Here is a 22,469-nt window from a genome sequence, read left to right on the forward strand (position 1 = left end):
AAGCAGGTGGGGTCAAATGGAAAAGAATAAAATCATGTCTATATTAGAAAAGGAATTAGTTGTTGCATTAGGCTGTACGGAGCCAGTAGCTATTGCCCTTGCGGCTGCAACTGCAAAGAGTCACATTAAGGGAGGGATAGAGAAGATCTGTGTGAAGGCTAGCGGAAATATTATTAAAAATGCTAAGTCTGTCGGAATCCCTGGAATGACAGGAAAAGGCTTGGATTTTGCTGCTGCACTTGGGGCTGTTGCAGGTGATCCTTCAAAAAAACTTGAAGTGTTAGACGGCCTTACGAATGAAGATGAGCTGCGTGCCATTAGGCTAATTGAAGAAGGAAAGGTAACTGCAGGGCAAGCAGATACGCCTAAAAGGCTTTATATTGAGGTCATTGTGGAAACAGAGGAGCAGATTTGTAAGGTTGTTATTTCTGATAATCATAGCAATATTACATTAATTGAGGTAGATGGTAAAGCTGTTTTCCTTGGCGGCTGTGAAAATATTGGAATCCAAACGGATGAGGAAGAACTTGATGAGCTTACAATCGATGAAATATATGATTGGGTTCTTCAGATAAATATAAGTGATTTAACACTCGTAAAAAAGAGTATTGAATTAAATCAGGCAATTGGGATGGAAGGCTTAGCCGGTACCTATGGTTTAAATGTTGGAAAAACGATTCAGGATAATGTGAAAAAAGGCATCTTGTCAGATGATTTGGCGACAGCAGCTATGTCTCTTGCTGCAGCAGGCTCTGATGCAAGGATGGCTGGGTCTACCCTTCCCGTCATGGCAAATACGGGAAGCGGGAACCAGGGAATTGCTGTAACATTACCTGTGGTTGCTGCAGCATTAAAGCTGAAAGTTTCAGAGGAAAAAATGATTCGTGCAGTAGCACTGAGCCATTTAATCACAATACACATCAAATCAAAATTTGGGCGTTTGTCGGCTTTATGCGGTGTAACAGCTGCTGGAATGGGAGCAAGTGCTGCGATTGTTTATTTGCTGGATGGAGGGATTCAGCAAGTAAAGGCAGCTGTTCAAAATACAATCGGAAATGTTTCTGGGATGATTTGTGATGGGGCAAAGGCAGGCTGTGCGATGAAGGTCTCAACCTGCTCGAATGTAGCCGTCCAATCTGCATTACTAGCATTAAACCATCAAGAAATCAGCTCTACAGATGGCTTCATTCATGATGATGTTGAAAAAAGCATTGAAAGCTTTTGTAAGCTCGGAAATGAAGGAACAAGGCAAACAGATGAAATGATTTTGAAATTGATGTTAGAGAAATAAATGCCATTTGAGACTGACAGGCATGTTTAAGTAGTTCAGTAATCGTTTGTGAAAAATTCTATGTTAATGAACAGGTTAGAAAAGCAAGTATAGTCATTAAGATAAGACTAATAAGTAAAAAGTTGAAAGGGGGATGTTTATGGTTCATATCGCACTTCTTCGGGGAATTAATGTGGGTGGAAAAAATAAAATTGACATGAAACTGCTTAAACAGACGTTTGAACAGGTCGGAATGAATAATGTGTTGACATATATCAATACTGGCAATATTATTTTTTCCTGCGAAGGTCCATCAAAAACGGAACTATCGCGTATTTTGGAAGAGGCGATACAAGTTGATTTCGGATTACAAATTAAAGTGGTTATTCGAAGTTTCGATGACATCAAAAGAATCATTGACGCAATTCCCGACACATGGAAAAATGATAAAGACATGAAAAGTGATGTCATGTTTTTATGGGATGAAATTGATGATGAGTCTGTACTTTTGGATTTGGTTATCAAACCAAATATTGATACGGTGAAATATGTCCCCGGAGCAATTCTTTGGTCCGTTGATAAGAAAAATGTGACGAAAAGCGGAATGACAAAGATCATTGGATCAAAGTTGTATAAACAAGTGACAGTAAGAAATGTGAATACCTCTCGTAAAATATATGAACTTATGCAAGCACAAAATAGTTAGTTCTCCAGATGATAATCATAAAACCGTTTGGATTTTTTAGTCCAAGCGGTTTTTCTACGCATGACGGCCTCTTTCTTTTTTTAAAAATCTGAATCCCTTAAAAGAAAAACAATAAAATAATTAAACAACTTGTCTCATATCTTATATAGAATGCGTACCGGAAAGCGAAACCGGTCTAACGAGTCAGATGTATAAGGGGAGACAGGATGAATACATTTTTTAAAGGAACACTGTTGCTGGCGGTTGCTGCTTTTGCTGGTGAATGCATTGAATTTTTAGTAAATATGGTTTTAGCCAGAGAGTTAGGAGAAAACGGGCTTGGCATGTATATGTCTATTCTGCCGACAATTTTTCTAATCGTTCTTCTAGCAAGCTTTGAACTGCCAATTTCGATTTCTAAGTTTATTGCTGAAAAGGATAAAAAGTACCATCAAAGCATGCTGAACCATGTGATTAAATTGACAGTGATTTTCACCGCTGTTCTTATGCCGATTGCGATGCTGGTCATGCCTTTTCTAACTGTTTTTGACCAGTACCACCCATATCTCAGGTGGGTCGTTATAGCGTTTATACCAATCGTTTCTTTTTCCTCAATAACAAGAGGTTTTTTTATGGGGAAGAATCAGATGGGGAAAATTGCTACGTATAATTTCTTACGTAAGCTCTTTCAGCTTTTGTTCCTTGTATTCCTATATCAGTTTTTTCAATTTGATACAAAGACCTCCGTGTTTATTGCCTTTTGTACGCTGATTGGCAGTGAGGTGGTTGTCTTTTTATACTTGCTTCATATGTTTATTATTCAGTTCCAGCAAGTTAAAAAGGAGCCTAATGAAGAGATGAGCGGAAAAACGGTCCGACGCAGTTTAATGGCTGTATCGATTCCAACGACCGCAATGAGGGTATTTCATGCGCTGACACATGCGATCGAACCATTTCTAATAAAGGCTGCTCTTTTGCAAGCAGGAGTAAGCGGAGTAGTCGCTACTGAGCACTTTGGCATGCTTGCTGGAATCGCAATGACTATAGGTTTCTTTCCGGCATTCATTGCGCATTCGTTTTTAATTATGTTAATCCCAACAGTTTCAAAAGCTTATGCAGATAAAGATAATCAAAAATTACAGAGTCTACTTCAGCAAGTGTTTAAAGTAACGATTTTGTATGGAGTTCCCGCTGTTACACTCTTTTATTTTTTTGCTGAGCCGATTACGAGGATATTTTTCCATTCACCTGATGCTGCGGTGTATTTACAAATGCTTTGGCCATTTTTCCTTTTGCACTATTTCATCATACCGATGCAAGCCTTTTTAATTGGTATTGGTCTAATGAAGGAAGCTCTTTATCATTTTGTCTGGTCGACTGTCGTTTCATTTTCCGTCATTTATCTACTAGGATCGATGCATGCCTTTCAGATGGATGGGGTAATCATAGGAATGAATGCAGGAGCAGTTGTCTTGTATCTGATGCATTACTTGACCATTTGCAAAAAAATTGGTGTAACGATTTTGCTAGCTCCTTTAAAGAGATTTCATTAATAGAATAGAAGATTATTTTTAAAAAAAGTGTAGGGGTTTTGCAAGCAAAAGTCGTCTATTAATGTGAGAGATGAAATTTTTAAGGAGAAATATAAAATGATAATCTGTAAAAACAAACAATCAATGGATCAATATTTTGAAACTTGCATTTTAGAACATGGCAAATCCTTGTTTAATTATATTTATTCATTAGTAAGGCATAAGGAGCTAGCAGAGGATTTGTATCAGGAAGTATTAATTTCGGCATATTTAGCACTGCCATCTTTTGAAGAAAGAGCGAAGGTGAAAAATTGGTTATTTAAGATAGCGGTCAATAAATGCAGGGATTTTTGGAGGAGAGAAAAATCATCCAATCGGTTTTGGGAGGAGAAGGTTTATCTGTATGCAGAAGATAAGAACGTGACCCTCCAGCCCGAGGAATCCATTCTCAACAAATGCAGTCAGGAAGAGATGGTCGAAACGCTCCAGGATCTTCCAAAAATGTATCGGGATCCTTTGCTATTATTCTATTATCACAACCAAACATTAATGGAGATTAGCGATTTGACAAGTTTGCCGATATCTACAGTTAAAACGAGAATGAGACGTGCGAAGGATCGATTGCGTCCAAAGGTAAAGGAACTAGTGGCAAATGGATAAAAGTGCCTGAGCAGCTGAAGGGCTGCTCAGTTAGATTCTTATATCGATTGATTGATCCCATATTTTTTGGCTCGATATTCGCTGTCTTTTTTTCTGTTTTTTCGAATGTCTGCACGTTCCTTTGCGGAATCATACAAGCTTTTTTCTTCTTCAGTTTCTGGGATGACAGAAGGAACGGGGCTAGGCTTCCCGTTTTCATCGATCGCCACCATTGTCAGGAATGACATGGCACAAATATTTCTTTCTCCAGACAATAAATCCTCGGCAATAACTTTCACAAATATCTCCATGGATGATCTGCCAGTGTAGGTCACAAATGCTTCCAAACAAACAGAGTTCCCTTGATAAATAGGGTGCAAAAAATCCACAGAATCAGTAGAAGCGGTTACAACATTTTTTCTTGCATGGCGCATAGCAGAAATTCCTGCGACATCATCAATATAAGCCATTAGTTTTCCGCCAAATAATGTACCGTAAGCATTTGTATCTGGCGGCAAAACAATACTTGTTTTTACTACAAAGGATTCCTTGCATTTCTTTGATTCGCTCATTTTAGTCCTCCTTGAAAAAGTGATATATATTTCGTCAATATAACATATCAGAGTTTTAGAGGGAAATTTACTTTAAAAAATTTACAAAAACAAAAATTATCTCATACTTTTGAAATAGTTGAAGTAGGAAGTTATTATCAAAAAACGATTTAAAAGGAGAATGAGACATAACCATTTTTTCTGCTTCATAAGGTAGATGAGAACAAGTCTACATAAGGAGGAAAATAATGAGGAGATTGATAAGAGCGAGCTTAGCAGTTTTATTTAGTATTCTTCTGATTGCAGGAACCTTGCCATTAAGCAGTCAAGCCAAGGGGGAAAATGTAAAAGGTGAAGAGTACAGTCAAGTTGATGTTGGAAGGGATGGAATGGTAGCTACAGCTCATTCATTAGCATCCGAAATTGGTGCAGAAGTTTTGCGGAAAGGCGGAAACGCAATTGATGCAGCTGTAGCTATTCAATTTGCCTTAAATGTCGTAGAGCCGATGATGTCAGGTATCGGCGGGGGTGGATTTATGATGGTTTATGATGGGAAAACAAAGGAAACCACCATTATCAACAGCCGTGAACGTGCCCCTGCAGGAGCGGCCCCTGACATGTTTTTGGATAAAAACGGCAAGCCTATTCCATTTGCTGAACGGGCAACTGGAGGGAAAGCAGTTGGTGTGCCTGGTACTTTAAAAGGGCTGGAAACAGCTTTAGAGAAATGGGGAACACGTCCGATGCAGCAGCTGATTCAACCTGCAATTAAGCTTGCAGATAAAGGCTTCCCAATTGATTCAGTATTAGCTGATGCAATCGCTGATAATAAGGATGTCCTGTCACGAACAGCTGCTAAGGATGTCTTCATGCCAAACGGAAAACCTTTACTTGAAGGAGAAACGCTTGTCCAAAAAGATCTAGCGAAAACATTTAAGCTTATTCGTTCGAAAGGATCTGCAGGATTTTATAATGGTCCTGCTGCAAAAGCAATTGCTAACACTGTGCAAGCATTTGGTGGTTCGATGACACCGGAAGATTTGAAAAAATATCATGTAACAATCGACAAGCCCATTTGGGGTGACTATCAAGGCTACGAGATTGCCAGTATGCCGCCTCCAAGCTCTGGCGGAGTGTTTCTTCTGCAGATGCTAAAGATATTGGATGATTTTAATCTTCAACAATATGATGTGAAGTCATGGGAAAAATATCATCTCCTTTCTGAGGCGATGCATTTAGCCTATGCTGACCGTGCAGCATATGCAGGGGACCCTGAGTTTGTTAACGTACCTATAAATGGACTTTTGCACCCTGAATACATTAAAGAACGCCAAAAGCTGATCAGCTTAAATAAAGTAAACAAAAATCCATCAGCAGGTGACCCTTGGAAATATGAATCAAAATTAGCCAATTATGATCAAACAAAACAGCCAAATGATCGCAAATATGGGGAAACAACGCACTTCTCTGTAACAGACAGATGGGGGAATGTCGTATCCTATACGACGACCATTGAGCAATTATTTGGAACAGGAATTATGGTTCCAGGCTATGGGGTTATGCTAAATAATGAGCTGACCGATTTCGATGCAGTCCCTGGCGGCGCAAATGAGGTACAGCCGAATAAACGGCCATTAAGCAGCATGACACCAACCATTGTCTTTAAGGATGACAAACCAGTATTAACGGTGGGCTCACCAGGAGGAGCAACCATTATTACTTCTGTCCTTCAAACAATAATTCATGCGATTGAATATGATATGGAGCTGAAAGCTGCAGTTGAGGAACCAAGAATCTATACGAACAATTTAGATTCTTACCGATATGAGGAAGGAATCTCTAAAGAGGTCATTAATAGACTGAATCAAATGGGACATAAATTTGGCAAAACTCCTGTCACTATCGGGAATGTTCAAAGTATATTTATTGATCATCAGAATGGTACATTTAAAGGTGTAGCAGATTCAAGCAGGAACGGAGCAGCCATTGGGATTGATCTAAAGGGAAATAAGAGATAAACAAACAACAGCACCCTTCATGCAGGAGGGGGCTGTTGTTTATTATTCGTGAAAAAATGAGTGAATATTCATTCAAATAGAGGAATTGATGCATCGATCGTTGAACTTTAAAGAGAAACAACTAAAAGCTAAGGGGGATGGCGAATGTCAGTTATTACGGAACTTAAGAATTTAGCGGAAAAAATGAATGAGAATCCTGTGCACATTGAGAGTGAAAAGGATCGTGTTTTTCAGGTGAATTTAGATGAGGCCGGCACACTTCAAATTGTACTAAAGGATGGAAGAATCGAAATTGCAGAGGGGACTCCAAATGAACCAGAAGTAACGCTGATCCTTTCTGATAAAAACTTTTCAAAGCTGTTAAAGGATGAGTTAAATACAACGATGGCATTTATGACAGGCGGCTTAAAGGTGGATGGAAAAATTGGACTTGCTTTAAAGCTGCAGGAGATTGTAAAGAGGTACCAATAAGGCAAGGTAGAAAATAAGCTGATAAAACTAGTATCAATTGTAATGAAGAGAAAAAATTAAATAGTCCTAAAGAATAGTTCTAAAGGGCAAACATAACAGTAAAAAAACCAGGGTAAATTACCTGGTTTATTTGCTGTTAGAGACACAGCACCATATGCTCTTCATCATAATAATTGTCTTCAATTTTTATCGCTCTTCTATCTTTTCCAAATACCTCAAAGCCAAAAGACAAATATAGATTCTTTGCTGGTTCATTAGTTGATTCGACAGCTAAGTAGATTTGTTCAATCCCTTCAATTTCTTTTGCTTTCTCAAGTGCAGCAGAAATTAATGCCTTTCCAACTCCTCTTCTTCGTGTTTCCTCTGAAACATACATAGCAACAATTAAAGCACGATGCTTTAACTTAAGCTTTGTTTCTCTTAGCAAAGTCACGGACCCGATAAGCTTTTCTTCCTCAAATGCTCCAAAAGTAAAAGACTCCTCAGAATGAAACCTTTCCCCATAAAATTCTGCTGATCGATCTTTTTCCTCCTCGTAACTTGACGCAAAAGCTGAAGGGTGTTTCTGCAAAGCCACTAATCTCATTATTCTATATGCGTCAGAATCATTAGGTGATAAAAGTCTAATATTCATCAGATTCCCCTCCTTGTTAATGTTCTTCAATTCTACCATTTTTAAACAAATTTTAAACAAAGCCAATCATAATTTTAACCTTTAAATTTTATGATTATATTAAAATAATTGATTGGGGTTGAGAATTTGAGTATTAGAGATGGAAAAAAGCATGTGAAGAGGCTTGTTTTACTTTCACTTACTGCTGTAATAACAAGCTTTACTGGTGTGGCAGGACTAAATGCAGCATCGGCAGAAGGAGGAGAAAGAAAGCAGCAAGCAGTGTATGCCGCGGCAAATAGTGAATCTGTACGTACTTCCATGGAAACACTCCAGGATTGGAAAAAGTGGACAGCAGATCATGCCTATAGCCTTTCTAGCATTCAGCCTGAAGCAGCGGTGAAGGGAAAGATTCCTGCGGATCGGTTCAAAGATTTAGACATGCTAAAGCCTTTACTGCACGACAAACGCATTGTTTTCTTGGGAGAAAGCTCACATGGGGTGGCTGAGTTTAACTTGGCAAAGACAAGATTGATTCAATTTTTGCATGAAGAAATGGGATTTAATGTCCTTGCATTTGAAAGCGGAATAAGTAATTCGATGAATGTTCAAGGCAAAATTAGCCGTTTATCTGCAGAGCAGGCGATGAAGGACTCTATTTTTGGCGTTTGGTGGGCGCAAGAGACATTACCTCTCTTTGATTACATAAAAACAACTCGGAATACTGATCAGCCGCTGCTATTAGCTGGATTTGATATTCAGCAGCAGGGTCAATTTATTGATACAAGCTGGCTTAAGGATGAAAAATTGGCAAAACAGTTAGCTGAAGCGGAAAAGCAGCTGATGAATTGGGGAGGAAGCAAAGATTTAAAGGGATATCAGAAAGCAAAATCAGATCTGATTCAAACGTATGAACAAGTATCAGCACAGGTGAAACAAAAGGAAAAAGCGTTAAAGACAGCATACCCTGACGAACCTCAAATTGTAAAATTAATGGAACGGGCTTTAAATGAAAGAGTAAGAGTCGTTAAAGAATATGTGGAAATTAACATAAAATCTAATATTGAGATGGAAAACTATGATCCCACATCATTTTTAAAATCAATGGAATGGCGTGATCAAGCGATGTTAGCCAATTTAATCTGGCTGGCTACCGAAGTCTATCCGAACGAAAAATTTATCGTTTGGGGACATAATGATCATATTCGTAAATCTCAATCAGAAGTACAAGGATCGCCGTATCCAGTCAAGCTAATGGGAGAGCTATTACCTGACGAAATAAAAAAATATAGCTATGTGTTAGGATTGTACATGGCAAGTGGGGAAACGGCAGATAATATGCGCAATCCAATGAGTGTTCTTCCTGTAAAAAGCGGTTCGATTGAAGATATTTTAGGAAGCAGGCAAAGTCCGTATACCTTCATTGATATAAGGTATCGCCAAAATGAGCGGGGGAGTTCATGGATGTTTGAACCGCGTTTTGCCTATAGCTGGGGGATTATGGAGGAAAGTTTTGTCCCTAGAGACCAGTATGATGGACTACTTTTAATTAATAAAGTTAAAGCGCCAATTTATATAAAATAAGGAATGAAGTATGGAGAAGCTCCTTTTATTAAGGGGCTTTTTATTATACAAGTTAAACATTTGTTGGGTACTGGCTTTTAAAGCTATTCAATATGGGTATGATATGTACATTAATCTCTAATTATACTTTTTCTATGTGGAGGAGAAAGAATGAGAAAACGCCGGGTTGAATTTTTAATTGCTTTCATTTTAGCCTTTTCTCTTTCGCTGATACTATTATCCAATCTAAGCCTCGCAGCAAAGACATGGCTTTTCATCTTATACATTGCAGCCATTATGGTTAGTATTTACTCATTAATGCTGGAAAATCGATCCCCTCAGCATACACTCCTGTGGATATATGTACTAGTGTTTTTTCCTTTGCTTGGATACTTGTTCTATTTGTTTTCAGGGCAATTATATTTAAAAGGCTATCTGTTTAGAAGCAAGAGAAAGAAGGATAGAGAGGAATGGAAAAGGCTCCTTCAACAGGACGAATCTCCAGATTTATCTTTTTTACAGGATGGGCAGCATTCTTTTGCGAAATTTGCAAACCATCGATCACCAACCCCAATAAGCACTGCATCTCGATCGTATGTCCTTAAGAATGGGGAGGAGACTTTTTCAGAAATTAAAGAAAGGCTGAAAGAGGCTGAACAGTACATTCATATTGAATATTATATTTTTCGCACGGACCGGCTTGGGAAGGAAATTATTAGCATCTTAATAGAAAAGGCAAAACAAGGGGTCGAGGTTTTATTTATATTCGATGCAGCTGGCAGCCGAAAGATTGCACCTGATGACATTCAATTGATGGAGCAGGCAGGGGTAAAGGTGCAAGTATTTTCTCCATTGAAATATGGATTCTTTAATCAAAAGTTAAACTTTCGCAATCACAGGAAAATTATTATTGTTGATGGGAAGATTGGTTTTGTTGGCGGTTTAAATGTTGGAGTGGAATATCTTGGAGAAGACAAGAAGATCGGATTTTGGCGTGACACCCATATGAAGCTGACAGGTGAGGCAGTGTATTCTCTTCATACGGTTTTTTTGCTGGATTGGGAATATGTAAGCGGAGAAAGAGTATTGAAAAAATATGCTAAGAGGGAAACGGACATAGATGATTCTATTCTTGATGGAGCTGTACAGGTTGTGGCTAGCGGGCCTGATACCCGGCAAGGCCTCATGTGTGACTTTTACTTTGCAATGATTGCCAGTGCGGAAAAGTCTATTTGGATTGCAACACCTTATTTTATTCCAGATGAGGGCATACGGATGGCTTTAAGGATTGCAGCTGCAAAAGGAGTGGAGGTAAGAATCATGGTGCCTGAAGTAAATGACGGATTTTTAACTCAATATGCGAGCCGATCTTATTTTCCAGAGCTGCTGCGAACAGGTGCTGAGATCTATTCCTATAAAAAGGGATTTCTTCATCAAAAGATTATTATTATAGATGGGAATTTAGCCTCGCTTGGAACAGCAAATATGGATATGCGGAGCTTTCATTTAAATTTTGAAGTGAATGTCTTCTTATATGGCACAAGCTCCATTCGTGATCTTGTAGCTCATTACGAACAAGATATGGAGGAAAGTGAGAAAATAAGCCCTGTTCAATATTATAAAAGGGGATTTGCAGAAAGATCTAAAGAATCCTTTGCCCGTTTATTTTCGGGTGTACTCTAGGAGGCAGTTCGGTAAAAATGTAGGTGCTTCGATAAATCCACTAATTGTATCGCAGATCGTTTTTTATAGGAATGAGGTAACGATTAATTGCTAATCGTTCCCATAGATCGTTTTTTTACAAGAATGAGGTAACGATTAATTGCTAATCGTTCCCGTAGATCGTTTTTTTTCAAGAATGAGGTAACGATTAATTGCTAATCGTTCCCGTAGGTAGTTTTATTACAAGGATGAGGGAACGATTAATAGCTAATCGTTCCCGCAGGTAGTTTTATTACAAGAATGAGGTAACGATTAATAGCTAATCGTTCCCGCAGGTAGTTTTATTACAAGAATGAGGTAACGATAAACCGCTAATCGTTCCCGTAGATCGCTTTTTTACAAGAATGAGGTAACGATTAATAGCTAATCGTTCCCGCAGATTATTTTTTTAAAAGAATGGGGTAACGATTAATAGCTAATCGTTCCCGCAGATAGTTTTATTACAAGAATGAGGTAACGATAAACCGCTAATCGTTCCCGTAGATCGCTTTTTTACAAGAATGAGGTAACGATTAATAGCTAATCGTTCCCGCAGATTATTTTTTTAAAAGAATGGGGTAACGATTAATAGCTAATCGTTCCCGCAGATTATTTTTTTAAAAGAATGGGGTAACGATTAATAGCTAATCGTTCCCGCAGGTAGTTTTATTACAAGAATGAGGTAACGATAAACCGCTAATCGTTCCCGTAGATCGCTTTTTTACAAGAATGAGGTAACGATTAATAGCTAATCGTTCCCGCAGATTATTTTTTTAAAAGAATGGGGTAACGATTAATAGCTAATCGTTCCCGCAGATAGTTTTATTACAAGAATGAGGTAACGATAAACCGCTAATCGTTCCCGTAGATCGCTTTTTTACAAGAATGAGGTAACGATTAATAGCTAATCGTTCCCGCAGATTATTTTTTTAAAAGAATGGGGTAACGATTAATAGCTAATCGTTCCCGCAGATTATTTTTTTAAAAGAATGGGGTAACGATTAATAGCTAATCGTTCCCGCAGGTAGTTTTATTACAAGAATGAGGTAACGATAAACCGCTAATCGTTCCCGTAGATCGCTTTTTTACAAGAATGAGGTAACGATTAATAGCTAATCGTTCCCGCAGATTATTTTTTTAAAAGAATGGGGTAACGATTAATAGCTAATCGTTCCCGCAGATAGTTTTATTACAAGAATGAGGTAACGATAAACCGCTAATCGTTCCCGTAGATCGCTTTTTTACAAGAATGAGGTAACGATTAATAGCTAATCGTTCCCGCAGATTATTTTTTTAAAAGAATGGGGTAACGATTAATAGCTAATCGTTCCCGCAGATTATTTTTTTAAAAGAATGGGGTAACGATTAATAGCTAATCGTTCCCGCAGGTAGTTTTATTACAAGAATGAGGTAACGATAAACCGCTAATCGTTCCCGTAGATCGCTTTTTTACAAGAATGAGGTAACGATTAATAGCTAATCGTTCCCGCAGATTATTTTTTTAAAAGAATGGGGTAACGATTAATAGCTAATCGTTCCCGCAGATAGTTTTATTACAAGAATGAGGTAACGATAAACCGCTAATCGTTCCCGTAGATCGCTTTTTTACAAGAATGAGGTAACGATTAATAGCTAATCGTTCCCGCAGATTATTTTTTTAAAAGAATGAGGTAACGATTAATAGCTAATCGTTCCCGTAGATCGTTTTTTTACATGATTCCGGTAACGATTGATGATGGACGTATTTTATTAGTAAGAAAAGGGATTTACCTGTATAATTTGAATAGTTAGAAAAAAGTAATTAACTATAAGGAGGGGCCATATGCTTGCAAAATCAGTGATTGAAGATGTCCTTACAGCGGCATTAGCAACTGGGGGAGACTTTTCTGAAGTCTTTCTTGAGGACCGTTATACGAATAATCTTACTCTGCAAGGAGGAAAAATCGAAAATAGCTTATCAGGCAGAGATTTCGGAATTGGCATTCGTGTATTTAAGGGACTTCAAAGTGTGTACACCTATACAACTGATGGCTCGAAAGAGGGTTTACTAAAGGCAGCAAGAAATGCGGCACATGCTATTTCAGGAGAGACAATTATTCAACCACAGCCACTACAAAAGGAAATCGTAACTTGTGCTCATCCCATTGCTATTCATCCGAGGGAAACAGAGAAAACTCGTAAAGTAAGTGTAATGAAAAAGGCATACGAGATTGCCAAAAACTATCATTCAAGCATTGAGCAAGTGCTTGTACGTTATCTAGATGAAGAACAAAATGTTTTAATTGCGAATAGTGAAGGAAAATTTATTGAAGATAAAAGGGTTAGAAGCAGACTGGCCATTCAATCAATCGCTTCAGACGGGAAACAAATGCAGCCAGGCTTCTATGGTCCAGGTGCTCATAAGGGATTTGAGTTTTTTGAGAACTTAAATCTGGAACATTATGCAAATGAAGCTTCGAGGATTGCGGTAACGATGCTTGGGGCTGATCCTTGTCCGAGCGGAAAATTCCCAGTCATTATTGATAATGAATTTGGCGGAGTTATTTTTCATGAGGCATGCGGTCATGGACTGGAAGCGACATCTGTAGCAAAGAACAATTCAGTTTTTGCCAATCGGATTGGTGAAAAAGTGGCCTCGGAAGTTGTTACATACATTGATGATGGCACAATTGCCAATGAGTGGGGATCGATCACAATCGATGATGAAGGAGAAAAAGTGCGCAAAAATGTATTAATTGAAAATGGCATTTTGAAGGGGTATTTAATCGATAAATTTAACGGCCGCAGAATGGGAATGGAATCGACAGGATCAGGAAGACGGCAGTCCTACCGATTTGCCCCAACTTCGAGAATGACGAACACGTACATTGCAGAAGGAAAATCTTCACCTGAAGAAATTATCTCCAATACCGAGCATGGCATCTATACAAAATATATGGGTGGCGGTTCCGTGAATCCGGCAACAGGGGATTATAACTTTGCAGTAATGGAAGCTTATCTTGTAAAGGACGGGAAGATCGGTAAGCCTCTTAAAGGAGCGACGCTTGTTGGGAATGGCGCCGAAACATTACAACTCGTTGATATGGTTGGAAACAATTTAGGACATGGTGCGGGGATGTGTGGCTCGTTAAGTGGAAGCATTCCTGTAAATGTAGGTCAGCCGATGATTCGAGTCAGTGAAATGACCGTTGGCGGAAGTAGAGAGGGGGAGTAGAATGAATATCCAAGAATTTCAACAGAAGCTTTTTGGTATGGGTGAGGAGCATGGCTTTACGGATATGGAGCTTTATTTTGAACGCGAAGAAAAGTTTAAATGTGGGTTGTTTAAGGGCGAAATCGACTCCTATGAAACTTCTGAAATTGCCGGGAGTTCATTCCGCGGGCTTTTCAATGGAAAAATGGGCTATGCTTTTACAGAGAAATTAGATGAGGATTCCATATTATTTCTCATAGAAAGTGCAAAAGAAAATGCGCAATTAATTGAAGAGGAAGTTCAAGAAGAGATTTTTGCGGGAAGTAAGGAATACAAGGAAGGAAGCTATTATTCCGATAAACTTGCAAAGGTAACTGTTCCAGAAAAAATTGAGCTTTTAAAAGAAATCGAGAAACATATATATGCTTACGATGAAAGAGTAGCAGGCACAAATTACTTTATTCTGGAAAGTGCCGAATCAGAGAGATACATTAGTAATAATAAAGGTCTTTCATTGAATGAGAGGCAGAATTATATCGGTATGATTATTTCTGTTGTGGTGAAGCAGGGGGACGAAACAAAAACTGGAGTTTATGTGAAGGCAACCAAGGACTTTTCTGCTTTTGCCCCAAAGGAAATTGCCAAGTATGCAGTGGAGGAAGCTCTCTCAAAGCTGAATGCTCAAACGGCTGAGAGTAAACACTACCCGGTATTATTGCGAAACGATGCTGCTGGGGCACTTTTCCAAACCTATTCAGAGATTTTTTCAGCTGAGAACGCTCAAAAGGGAAGATCCTTGTTAAATGGAAAGGAAGGAGAAACAATTGCTGTTTCGGCTCTTCAAATGGTTGATGATCCATTTTTTGAAGATGGTCTATTAAGCAGAAGCTTTGACAGTGAAGGTGTCGCAACAATGAAAAAAGCGATTGTAAAGGATGGCAAGCTTGTCACCCTGCTTCATAATCGAAAAACAGCAGGCATTGCTGGAGTTGAGTCAACCGGAAATGCATATAAATCTTCCTATAAAGGCAACTTAACTGTGTCTCCAACGAATTTATATGTGGTACCGTCTAATAAGAGCATGGAAGAGCTAACAGCTGGGGTTAATGAAGGGATCCTTATTACTGATTTAGCAGGCTTGCATTCTGGAGCAGACACGGTTTCTGGAGACTTTTCTCTAGCCGCTAATGGATTTTTAGTGAAGGATGGAAAAGTGCAAAACACAGTGAAGCAGATGACGATTGCCGGGAACTTCTTTGAGCTTTTAAAAAATATTGAAGCGATCGGCTCCGACTTAGAGTTTTCGATGTCGAATGTTGGTTCTCCATCATTGCTGATTAAAGAATTGGCTGTAACTGTAGAATAGACTGATAAGGGCATACTCACGATAAAGTGGTATGCCTTTTTTTGACTAGCTGTGTTTTTAGCATCTATACGCATATTGATTATTATATTTGTTCACAGATGTGATTTATGTTTCAATGGATTCAGTAAAGAAATTTGGAGGTTCTCTGTGAAGATTATTGCTTCTCTTCCTTATATAATTGTGTCACGTTCGATTGATTGGAATAAACAATATTATCAAGAAAAAGAAGAGCAGCTGCTTCTAGCGGATGATAAAATTATTTCCCATTTAAATGAATTTCTTCTTGGTGAAATCTGGGATATTTCCTATAGGGCATCAAGCTCTGAAAATGGTTTCTTCTATCTTCACACAAATAGAGGATTATTTTCCTATCATGTTAAAGCAGAACCGTCTGAATTTATTAGTAAATATCAGGAAATGAAAAAACGGGTAAAAAAGTATGATTAACTTTTTTACCCGTTTATTTTTTTATGTGGTTCATTTTCACTAACACATCATCAATTTTCGCATGATTTTCTGGAGATTCATCAATATGGTTCCAGAGAATTTTCCCATGTGGAGAAAATAGCCAAGTGCCGCCTTGTATGTAAACATCTTGGGTTTTCATTGATTTCATTACAAACTCTTTCTGCTTCTGATCAGAAGGAATAAATCCTTTTACTTGTCCGGTAATAAAGCCGAAGCCAGCCTTTGCCAGCAGTTTCCATTTCGGCATCGTTTTATGGCCCATTTCTTTGTATGCCTCTCTAGACGGATCTCCTAGAATTGGGAAAGGATATGGACCAAATTCATCAAGGAATTGCTTAATAAATGTTCCTTTGGAAGGTGCAATGACAACAACCTGAAACCCTTTTTCTGTTATTTCATATATTCGCTCACGCAACTGCGCAAGATATTGACGGCAAACAGGTCAACCAAGATGGCGGACAAAGACAACCATTGTGTATTGATGATTAATAACGGTTTGCAGTGTAATGTTCTTATTAGTCTCCTGTGTTTCTAAAAGAAAATTCAACTAGTTTCCCACCTTTTTATATGTGGTTTTTATATTATATCTGGAGTGATATAAACAATAAAGTAATCAGACTTAGGAGATAAAAGCAATAAAAAAACAGGAGTTAAACTCCTGCTTAGTCTCTGCTACCTAGAATTCCGAAAATACGTAAAATATTTATAAACAAGTTAATAAAATCTAGATAAAGATTAAGAGCCATTAAAGGAACTTCCTCAGCTGATACTCCGTAATGCTTCATCCGGTTAAAATCATACAAAACATATCCGCTAAATACCAGTACGCCAATGAAGGAGAAAGCCAGCATTCCAGTAGAGCTTAGCGGCCAAAATAGACTGAAGATTGAAATGGCAATCAGAGCTAGCAGCGCGGCCATTAACATTCCGCCTAAGAAAGATAAATCACGCTTTGTTGCAGATGCGTAAATGGCAAGACCAGTAAATACCGTTGTTGTAGTAGCAAGAGCCAGTAAAACCGGATTTGGACCTATCGTCGCTAAGTAATGTGAAACGATTGGGTAGGTGGTGATACCAGAAATAAATGTAAATGCAAATAAGAACGAATAAGACATTGCTTTCTTGCGGCGAATAATGAACGCGAAAATCAGCATCCCAATTTCAAGAATCATAAGCGGCAAAAACATGGCGGGTGGAACAAAAACACCTGCCATTGTACCAGCAAAGGCAATGGCTAAAGAAATCGCAAAAGTTCTTAAAACTGATGGCAAATATGGATTAGTTGTTTGTTGTGCATACATAGTTACATTTCTCCTCATAATAATTTAACTATAGTTTATATACGTGAATTGTTAAAAATGGTTTCAAAAAAGTTACTGTTCCTTTAATAAATCTCTTATTTCCGTTAAAAGCTCCTCTTTCTTGTCCACTTTTGGTGCCGTTTGAGCTTCCTCTTTCTTTTTAAAGCGCTTATTAATGATTTTTATAAAGATAAAAATAGAGAAAGCAATGATAAGGAAGTCGACTACTGTCTGAATAAACGAGCCATATTTTATCTTAGCGTCTCCGACTGTTATTGCCAGTTTTGAAAAATCCACTCCGCCAACGAACAACCCAACTAGCGGCATAATAATATCATCAACAAGTGATGAAACAATTTTGCCAAAGGCAGCCCCAATGATGACTCCAACTGCAAGATCTAGAACATTTCCTTTCAATGCGAACTTTTTAAATTCATTCCACATGGATGAGATGCACCTTTCTTTAAAAAATTATCGTAATTATACTATGTGTAAGTGAAGGAAGCCAGTTGAAAAGGAATTAATTATTAAATTTTGGAAATTACTGCAAGGTGTTATCGTGTGAAAAATGACCTATTATAAAAGAATTTGTTGCGAATGTTTGGGTATCGTGTAATTATTAGTATGAATATTCAGTCATTTATCACTATTATATTTTTGACTATGAAATATTTAGAGGTTTCTTTACAATACTAAAAGTAGAAAACTTTAGGAGGATAAAATGAATAAAAACAAACAGCGGAAGGATCCTCGATTTAAAGTTGCTGTTAAGGAAGCTTGGATCGGGATTGGCCTTGTACTTTTTAATTTTGCCTGGTGGTTTGGCTTTGCATATGGACCTCTTGGATCAGGAAGTGTGGAAAACTATCGATATATTTTCGGCTTGCCTGCTTGGTTTTTTTATAGCTGTGTAGCAGGCTTTATTGTTATGGCCGTTTTAGTCATTTTAGCAGTAAAACTATTCTTTAAAGATGTTTCTTTTGATGAGGATGCAGAAGGGGAGGCCGAAACAAAATGAATTGGCAAGTGATTACCCCAATCATTATATTTTTAGTACTTATTTTTATTATTGGTTTTTGGGCAAGCAAAAAAATGAATTCCTCCAATTCTTTTCTTCAGGAATACTTTCTTGGAGGAAGAGAGCTTGGCGGTTTTATATTAGCAATGACAATGATGGCGACATATGGAAGTGCGAGCAGCTTTATTGGCGGTCCTGGTGTGGCTTATACGCAAGGTCTTGGCTGGGTGCTACTGGCCATGTCACAAGTTGTTACAGGCTATTTTGTGCTCATGGTCCTAGGGAAAAAATTTGCCATCATGGCAAGAAGATATCAGGCGGTTACTTTAATTGACTTTTTAAAGGAACGTTATAAAAGCAAGTGGGTCGTACTGCTGTCAGCTTTTAGTATTATTATCTTTTTATTTTCGGCAATGGCTGCCCAATGGGTCGGCGGGGCAAGACTTATTGAATCACTAACCGGCATTAGCTATATTTCGGCTCTATTTATATTTGCCATTTCTGTTATGGTTTATGTTGTTATTGGGGGATTTCGTGCAGTTGCCTTAACAGATGCTGTTCAAGGTGCAATCATGTTTATTGGTACGCTTATTCTTCTTATCGCTGTTATTATTGCAGGTGGTGGAATTCCAAAGATTATAAGCGATTTGGCTGCTGAAAATCCGAATTTAATTACTCCTTATGGATTTGATGGGGGGTTGACACCGCTCTATGTCTCCTCATTTTGGATTCTAGTTGGTGTTGGTGTTGTTGGATTGCCGCAAGTAACAGTCCGTGCTATGTCTTATAAAAACTCAAAAGCAATGCATCGGGCAATAATTATCGGAACAATTGTTGTAGGATCTATTATGCTCGGTATGCACTTAATAGGTGTTTTTGCCCGGCCAATAATGCCTGGTATTGAGGTTGGAGATTCAGTTATGCCATTAGTTGCTCTAAAAGTATTGCCGCCATGGCTTGCTGGAGTGGTCTTGGCAGCTCCGATGGCAGCGATCATGTCAACAGTAGATTCTCTCCTGCTTCTTGTAAGCTCTGCGGTTGTAAAGGATGTATATATTAACTATATTAAGCCAAATGCAAGTGAAGGAACCATAAAAAAAATGAGCTTTGGTGTAACAACTGTGTTAGGAATTCTTGTTTTCTTAATGGCAATTAGTCCCCCAGATTTGCTCATATGGTTAAATCTATTTTCTTTTGGCGGTTTAGAGGCAGCATTTATTTGGCCAGTTGTCCTTGGGCTTTATTGGCAAAGAGGAAATAAATATGGGGCAATTACATCGATGTTGGTTGGTACGGGTTCATATATCATTATTCACCTTTATTTTCCTAATCCTTTCGGTATGCATACGGTCACCCTACCGATAATTTTATCATTGATCGCGTTTATTATAGTTAGTTTATTGTCTGGGAAAAAGGAAACAAACCAAGTAAGCCTTTTATCCTAATATAAAAAGAGTGTGAAATCTGCATTGATTTTGCACTCTTTTTTAGTTTATTTTAGAAAATTGGGAGATTTGTAGATTCCTTGCTCTTTTGTTACACTCTTAACATAGTGATTGACATACTAGGGAGAATTCAATGAAAAATTTTATATATATACTATCTTTATTCATGCTTGCCGGCTTGGCAGCTTGTTCACAGAAACTTGATACAACAATGAAAATAGAAAATATTGATATAAAAAAACAAAACCAGCAATTAAATGATAAAAAAATAGCAGTAGATAAAAACGGAAAAGAAAAGAAGGAGACAATTTGGCTGAAGGAAAAAGCACTCTATCAATTTGAAGCAGTTGCTGACGAATTTGAATACAATGTCTTTATCTTTGCCGATGATGAGAAAAGCCGATTGAATGAGGCTCCTTCGGATAGTGCCAATAAAGGGGAACAATTGTATACAGGTCATTATTCCATGTATTTGGCAGAAAAGGATTCAACGGTCGCGTATAAACAGGAAGTGTTGGATCAAAAAGGAGAATTAACTTTTAGTTCCTCTGCTGTTCAGGCATATCCATTAAATTTAGGGAAAAATACGGTGATAGCAGTGATTGATACAGAATCTCACCCCAACTTCTATTTTATAGATGATGGAGAAATTAAAGAGGCTCAACAAAATGAGGACATGCTGCCAATTGCTGGCACCAAAATAAAAGCAATCAACCAGAAGTTCATTCAAACCGCCCATTTAGTAGATAGGGAAGATTGGATATTCACAACATGGGGATTTGATAAAGAATCAATGATCCTATTTAAGCATGATGAAACACGTGTGGAAGCCCAAGAAGGGGAGAAGTGGTACAAGCGCTGGTGTGAAAAAAGCGAATACTTTTTTCCATACTTAAATATAGAACTTACTAGTGAAGTACTTGAAAAAGCAAAGCAAGGAATTCCATTAGGAAGTCCATATCCGATTGGAACGAGCATTTCCAATATAAAAAAATCAGATGCGAATTACTTATATGAGGGGATAGATGGGGATGGTGTTCCATTTGTATCATATCCGGAAATTACCTATTATTTTGAAGAGGCAACAGGAATCGTTAACGCCGTGTCAATCCCAGGGGAACGGCTTAAAACGACATTGGCAAATGTAAAAAAATTGTTTGGAGTCCCTGCGCAAGAGAAAAATAAGAATGATGGAAAACTTGCTGTTTACTTGGCAGATAAATATAGCATTGAAATTTTGACAGATAAAGATGGGAAAGTTGATCAGATGTATTTGCGGAAAAAATAAAAAATCATGCGGGGGAAATCCGCATGATCTTTATGTGTGCTTATTAAAATGCCCAATCCCCATTACGGAAGACAGGCTCGGCTTTGCCGTCAGCAGTAATGCCGTCAATATCCATTTCAGCTGAGCCGATCATGAAGTCGACATGTGTTAAGCTATCGTTTAATCCATGTTCCTTCAGTTCGTCACTGGACATTTGCTTGCCGCCTTCTAAACAAAATGCATACGCACTGCCGATGGCAAGGTGGTTAGAAGCATTTTCGTCAAATAATGTGTTGTAGAATAGTAGATTGGATTGGGAAATTGGCGAGTTGAAAGGGACAAGTGCCACTTCTCCAAGATAATGTGAGCCTTCATCTGTTTCGACAAGCTGCTTAAGGATTTCTTCGCCTTCTTCTGCTTTCACATCGACAATGCGGCCATTTTCAAATGTGAGTGTAAAGCGATCAATGATATTGCCTCCATAGCTTAGAGGCTTTGTGCTTGAAACCGTTCCGTTTACACCTGTTCTTAAAGGAACGGTGAATACTTCCTCGGTCGGCATGTTTGCCATGAATTCATGTCCTTTTTCATTGATGCTTCCAGCACCACACCATAGGTGCTTGTCAGGAAGCTCGATTGTTAAGTCTGTTCCTGGGGCAGTATAGTGAAGCTTCCTATACCGTTTATTGTTTAAATAATTTACTTTTTCATGAAGAGTTTCATCATGGTTTTTCCATGATTGAACGGGATTTTCAACATTTGTATGGGTAGCTTTAAAGATTGCATCCCATAGCATTTGAACTCTTTCCTCTGCAGGTGCGTCAGGGAAAACCTTGTCAGCCCATCCAGGTGATGGAGCAGCGATAACTGTCCAGCTGACTTTGTCAGCCATCATCATTTTTCTGTATTTTGATAATGCTTTCCCTGCTGCTTTTTGGAAGTTCGCAATGCGTTCGGAATTAATTCCTTTAAACAAGTCTGGGCTAGCAGAAACAACAGACATGAATGCTGCTCCATTTTCAGCAAGCTCTTCAACTTCTTTTGCACGCCATTCTGGATATTCAGTGAAAGCCTCATCAGGTGCAAGCTCGTATTTTGTGCGGGAAACAGCATCATCGCTCCAGTTTACAACTACATTATGTGCACCGGACTCATACGCTTTTTTTACGACAAGACGGACGAACTCAGCTGCATCAAGTGTCGTGTTAACGACAAGTGTTTGCCCTTTTTGAATATTTACACCAACTTTTACCGCAAGCTCAGCATATTTTTCTAAGTTTTTTTGAAAGTCACTCATTATGCAATCTCCTTTTTCAGAATCTTCATTAACATTGTAGCGTTTTTATAGTAAAAAAGAAACAAAATACT

19 protein-coding genes and 1 pseudogene are annotated in these 22,469 nt (G+C 38.3%); 14 read left to right on the forward strand and 6 right to left on the reverse strand.

The genetic code is table 11. The annotated features are described in order from the left end of the window. Positions 1-16: 16 nt before the first annotated feature. The 4 genes from C1726_RS10040 (at position 17) to C1726_RS10055 (ending at position 4,147) form a co-directional block, all read left to right on the forward strand. Positions 17-1,291, forward strand: a complete 1,275-nt coding sequence (locus C1726_RS10040; protein ID WP_102273009.1) for an L-cysteine desulfidase family protein — start codon at positions 17-19, stop codon at positions 1,289-1,291. Positions 1,292-1,430: 139 nt separating this feature from the next. Beyond that, positions 1,431-1,976 carry a DUF1697 domain-containing protein gene (locus tag C1726_RS10045; protein WP_102273010.1) on the forward strand — a complete coding sequence of 182 codons (546 nt, stop codon included), beginning with the start codon at positions 1,431-1,433 and terminating at the stop codon, positions 1,974-1,976. A 206-nt stretch (positions 1,977-2,182) separates the two neighbouring features. Next, positions 2,183-3,508, forward strand: coding sequence for a polysaccharide biosynthesis protein (locus C1726_RS10050; protein WP_102273011.1), 1,326 nt, complete (start codon positions 2,183-2,185; stop codon positions 3,506-3,508). A gap of 96 nt (positions 3,509-3,604) precedes the next feature. Next, positions 3,605-4,147 carry an RNA polymerase sigma factor gene (locus C1726_RS10055; RefSeq protein ID WP_102273012.1) on the forward strand — a complete coding sequence of 181 codons (543 nt, stop codon included), beginning with the start codon at positions 3,605-3,607 and terminating at the stop codon, positions 4,145-4,147. A gap of 38 nt (positions 4,148-4,185) precedes the next feature. Here C1726_RS10055 and C1726_RS10060 read toward each other — a convergent pair whose 3' ends face one another. Continuing rightward, positions 4,186-4,698 (reverse strand): acyl-CoA thioesterase, encoded by a 513-nt coding sequence (locus C1726_RS10060; protein WP_102273013.1) that lies wholly within the window; start codon positions 4,696-4,698, stop codon positions 4,186-4,188. A 227-nt stretch (positions 4,699-4,925) separates the two neighbouring features. Here C1726_RS10060 and ggt point away from each other — a divergent pair, with 227 nt between their 5' ends. Next, on the forward strand, positions 4,926-6,695 hold the full coding sequence (gene ggt / locus C1726_RS10065; RefSeq protein ID WP_102273014.1) for a gamma-glutamyltransferase: 1,770 nt from the start codon (positions 4,926-4,928) through the stop codon (positions 6,693-6,695). Positions 6,696-6,839: 144 nt separating this feature from the next. After that, a complete protein-coding gene (locus C1726_RS10070; protein WP_102273015.1) occupies positions 6,840-7,166 on the forward strand; it encodes an SCP2 sterol-binding domain-containing protein in 327 nt (108 codons plus the stop codon). Between the two features lie 136 nt (positions 7,167-7,302). Here the strand turns inward: C1726_RS10070 and C1726_RS10075 are convergent, their stop codons facing one another. Continuing rightward, positions 7,303-7,800 carry a GNAT family N-acetyltransferase gene (locus C1726_RS10075; protein WP_102273016.1) on the reverse strand — a complete coding sequence of 166 codons (498 nt, stop codon included), beginning with the start codon at positions 7,798-7,800 and terminating at the stop codon, positions 7,303-7,305. A 132-nt stretch (positions 7,801-7,932) separates the two neighbouring features. Between C1726_RS10075 and C1726_RS10080 the strand changes: the two genes are divergently transcribed. The 5 genes from C1726_RS10080 to C1726_RS10100 all read left to right on the forward strand — a co-directional run bounded on the left by C1726_RS10080 (position 7,933) and on the right by C1726_RS10100 (position 16,049). Beyond that, positions 7,933-9,363: an erythromycin esterase family protein gene (locus tag C1726_RS10080; RefSeq protein ID WP_102273261.1), complete on the forward strand. Its 1,431-nt coding sequence runs from the start codon at positions 7,933-7,935 to the stop codon at positions 9,361-9,363. A gap of 150 nt (positions 9,364-9,513) precedes the next feature. Next, positions 9,514-11,025 carry a cardiolipin synthase gene (gene cls / locus C1726_RS10085; protein ID WP_102273017.1) on the forward strand — a complete coding sequence of 504 codons (1,512 nt, stop codon included), beginning with the start codon at positions 9,514-9,516 and terminating at the stop codon, positions 11,023-11,025. Between the two features lie 1,840 nt (positions 11,026-12,865). Next, positions 12,866-14,257 (forward strand): TldD/PmbA family protein, encoded by a 1,392-nt coding sequence (locus C1726_RS10090; RefSeq protein ID WP_102273018.1) that lies wholly within the window; start codon positions 12,866-12,868, stop codon positions 14,255-14,257. A 1-nt stretch (position 14,258) separates the two neighbouring features. Next, positions 14,259-15,602, forward strand: a complete 1,344-nt coding sequence (locus C1726_RS10095; protein ID WP_102273019.1) for a TldD/PmbA family protein — start codon at positions 14,259-14,261, stop codon at positions 15,600-15,602. A gap of 147 nt (positions 15,603-15,749) precedes the next feature. Next, complete coding sequence (locus C1726_RS10100) at positions 15,750-16,049, forward strand: hypothetical protein (RefSeq protein WP_102273020.1); 300 nt, start codon at positions 15,750-15,752, stop codon at positions 16,047-16,049. A 13-nt stretch (positions 16,050-16,062) separates the two neighbouring features. Here C1726_RS10100 and C1726_RS10105 read toward each other — a convergent pair. From C1726_RS10105 to mscL, 3 genes and pseudogenes are all read right to left on the reverse strand, one after another. Further along, positions 16,063-16,500: pseudogene (locus C1726_RS10105) on the reverse strand (peroxiredoxin-like family protein); the annotation flags it as partial. A gap of 232 nt (positions 16,501-16,732) precedes the next feature. Continuing rightward, positions 16,733-17,371, reverse strand: a complete 639-nt coding sequence (locus C1726_RS10110) for a Bax inhibitor-1/YccA family protein (protein WP_102273022.1) — start codon at positions 17,369-17,371, stop codon at positions 16,733-16,735. 72 nt (positions 17,372-17,443) lie between these two features. After that, positions 17,444-17,815 (reverse strand): large conductance mechanosensitive channel protein MscL, encoded by a 372-nt coding sequence (mscL, locus tag C1726_RS10115; protein WP_102273023.1) that lies wholly within the window; start codon positions 17,813-17,815, stop codon positions 17,444-17,446. A gap of 277 nt (positions 17,816-18,092) precedes the next feature. On the opposite strand from mscL, the gene C1726_RS10120 reads away from it, so the two are divergent. The 3 genes from C1726_RS10120 to C1726_RS10130 all read left to right on the forward strand — a co-directional run bounded on the left by C1726_RS10120 (position 18,093) and on the right by C1726_RS10130 (position 21,122). Then, the gene (locus C1726_RS10120; RefSeq protein WP_102273024.1) at positions 18,093-18,389 is read left to right on the forward strand and encodes a YhdT family protein; all 297 of its coding nucleotides are present in this window, start codon (positions 18,093-18,095) and stop codon (positions 18,387-18,389) included. Next, a complete protein-coding gene (gene panF / locus C1726_RS10125) occupies positions 18,386-19,834 on the forward strand; it encodes a sodium/pantothenate symporter (protein ID WP_102273025.1) in 1,449 nt (482 codons plus the stop codon). The genes C1726_RS10120 and panF overlap by 4 nt, the downstream gene beginning before the upstream one ends. A gap of 133 nt (positions 19,835-19,967) precedes the next feature. Beyond that, a complete protein-coding gene (locus C1726_RS10130) occupies positions 19,968-21,122 on the forward strand; it encodes a hypothetical protein (RefSeq protein ID WP_102273026.1) in 1,155 nt (384 codons plus the stop codon). A 43-nt stretch (positions 21,123-21,165) separates the two neighbouring features. On the opposite strand, the gene C1726_RS10135 is transcribed toward C1726_RS10130, so the two are convergent. Then, complete coding sequence (locus C1726_RS10135) at positions 21,166-22,398, reverse strand: aminopeptidase (protein WP_102273027.1); 1,233 nt, start codon at positions 22,396-22,398, stop codon at positions 21,166-21,168. Positions 22,399-22,469 lie beyond the last annotated feature (71 nt).

The sequence above is a fragment of the Cytobacillus massiliigabonensis genome, from assembly GCF_900199725.1.
Taxonomy (GTDB): domain Bacteria; phylum Bacillota; class Bacilli; order Bacillales; family Cytobacillaceae; genus Cytobacillus; species Cytobacillus massiliigabonensis.

Coding starts and splice junctions, on each gene's coding strand:
- C1726_RS10040 (WP_102273009.1), top strand. CDS start 17: ATGGAAAAGAATAAAATCATGTCTATATTAGAAAAGGAATTAGTTGTT.
- C1726_RS10045 (WP_102273010.1), top strand. CDS start 1,431: ATGGTTCATATCGCACTTCTTCGGGGAATTAATGTGGGTGGAAAAAAT.
- C1726_RS10050 (WP_102273011.1), top strand. CDS start 2,183: ATGAATACATTTTTTAAAGGAACACTGTTGCTGGCGGTTGCTGCTTTT.
- C1726_RS10055 (WP_102273012.1), top strand. CDS start 3,605: ATGATAATCTGTAAAAACAAACAATCAATGGATCAATATTTTGAAACT.
- C1726_RS10060 (WP_102273013.1), bottom strand. CDS start 4,698: ATGAGCGAATCAAAGAAATGCAAGGAATCCTTTGTAGTAAAAACAAGT.
- ggt (WP_102273014.1), top strand. CDS start 4,926: ATGAGGAGATTGATAAGAGCGAGCTTAGCAGTTTTATTTAGTATTCTT.
- C1726_RS10070 (WP_102273015.1), top strand. CDS start 6,840: ATGTCAGTTATTACGGAACTTAAGAATTTAGCGGAAAAAATGAATGAG.
- C1726_RS10075 (WP_102273016.1), bottom strand. CDS start 7,800: ATGAATATTAGACTTTTATCACCTAATGATTCTGACGCATATAGAATA.
- cls (WP_102273017.1), top strand. CDS start 9,514: ATGAGAAAACGCCGGGTTGAATTTTTAATTGCTTTCATTTTAGCCTTT.
- C1726_RS10090 (WP_102273018.1), top strand. CDS start 12,866: ATGCTTGCAAAATCAGTGATTGAAGATGTCCTTACAGCGGCATTAGCA.
- C1726_RS10095 (WP_102273019.1), top strand. CDS start 14,259: ATGAATATCCAAGAATTTCAACAGAAGCTTTTTGGTATGGGTGAGGAG.
- C1726_RS10110 (WP_102273022.1), bottom strand. CDS start 17,371: ATGTATGCACAACAAACAACTAATCCATATTTGCCATCAGTTTTAAGA.
- mscL (WP_102273023.1), bottom strand. CDS start 17,815: ATGTGGAATGAATTTAAAAAGTTCGCATTGAAAGGAAATGTTCTAGAT.
- C1726_RS10120 (WP_102273024.1), top strand. CDS start 18,093: ATGAATAAAAACAAACAGCGGAAGGATCCTCGATTTAAAGTTGCTGTT.
- panF (WP_102273025.1), top strand. CDS start 18,386: ATGAATTGGCAAGTGATTACCCCAATCATTATATTTTTAGTACTTATT.
- C1726_RS10130 (WP_102273026.1), top strand. CDS start 19,968: ATGAAAAATTTTATATATATACTATCTTTATTCATGCTTGCCGGCTTG.
- C1726_RS10135 (WP_102273027.1), bottom strand. CDS start 22,398: ATGAGTGACTTTCAAAAAAACTTAGAAAAATATGCTGAGCTTGCGGTA.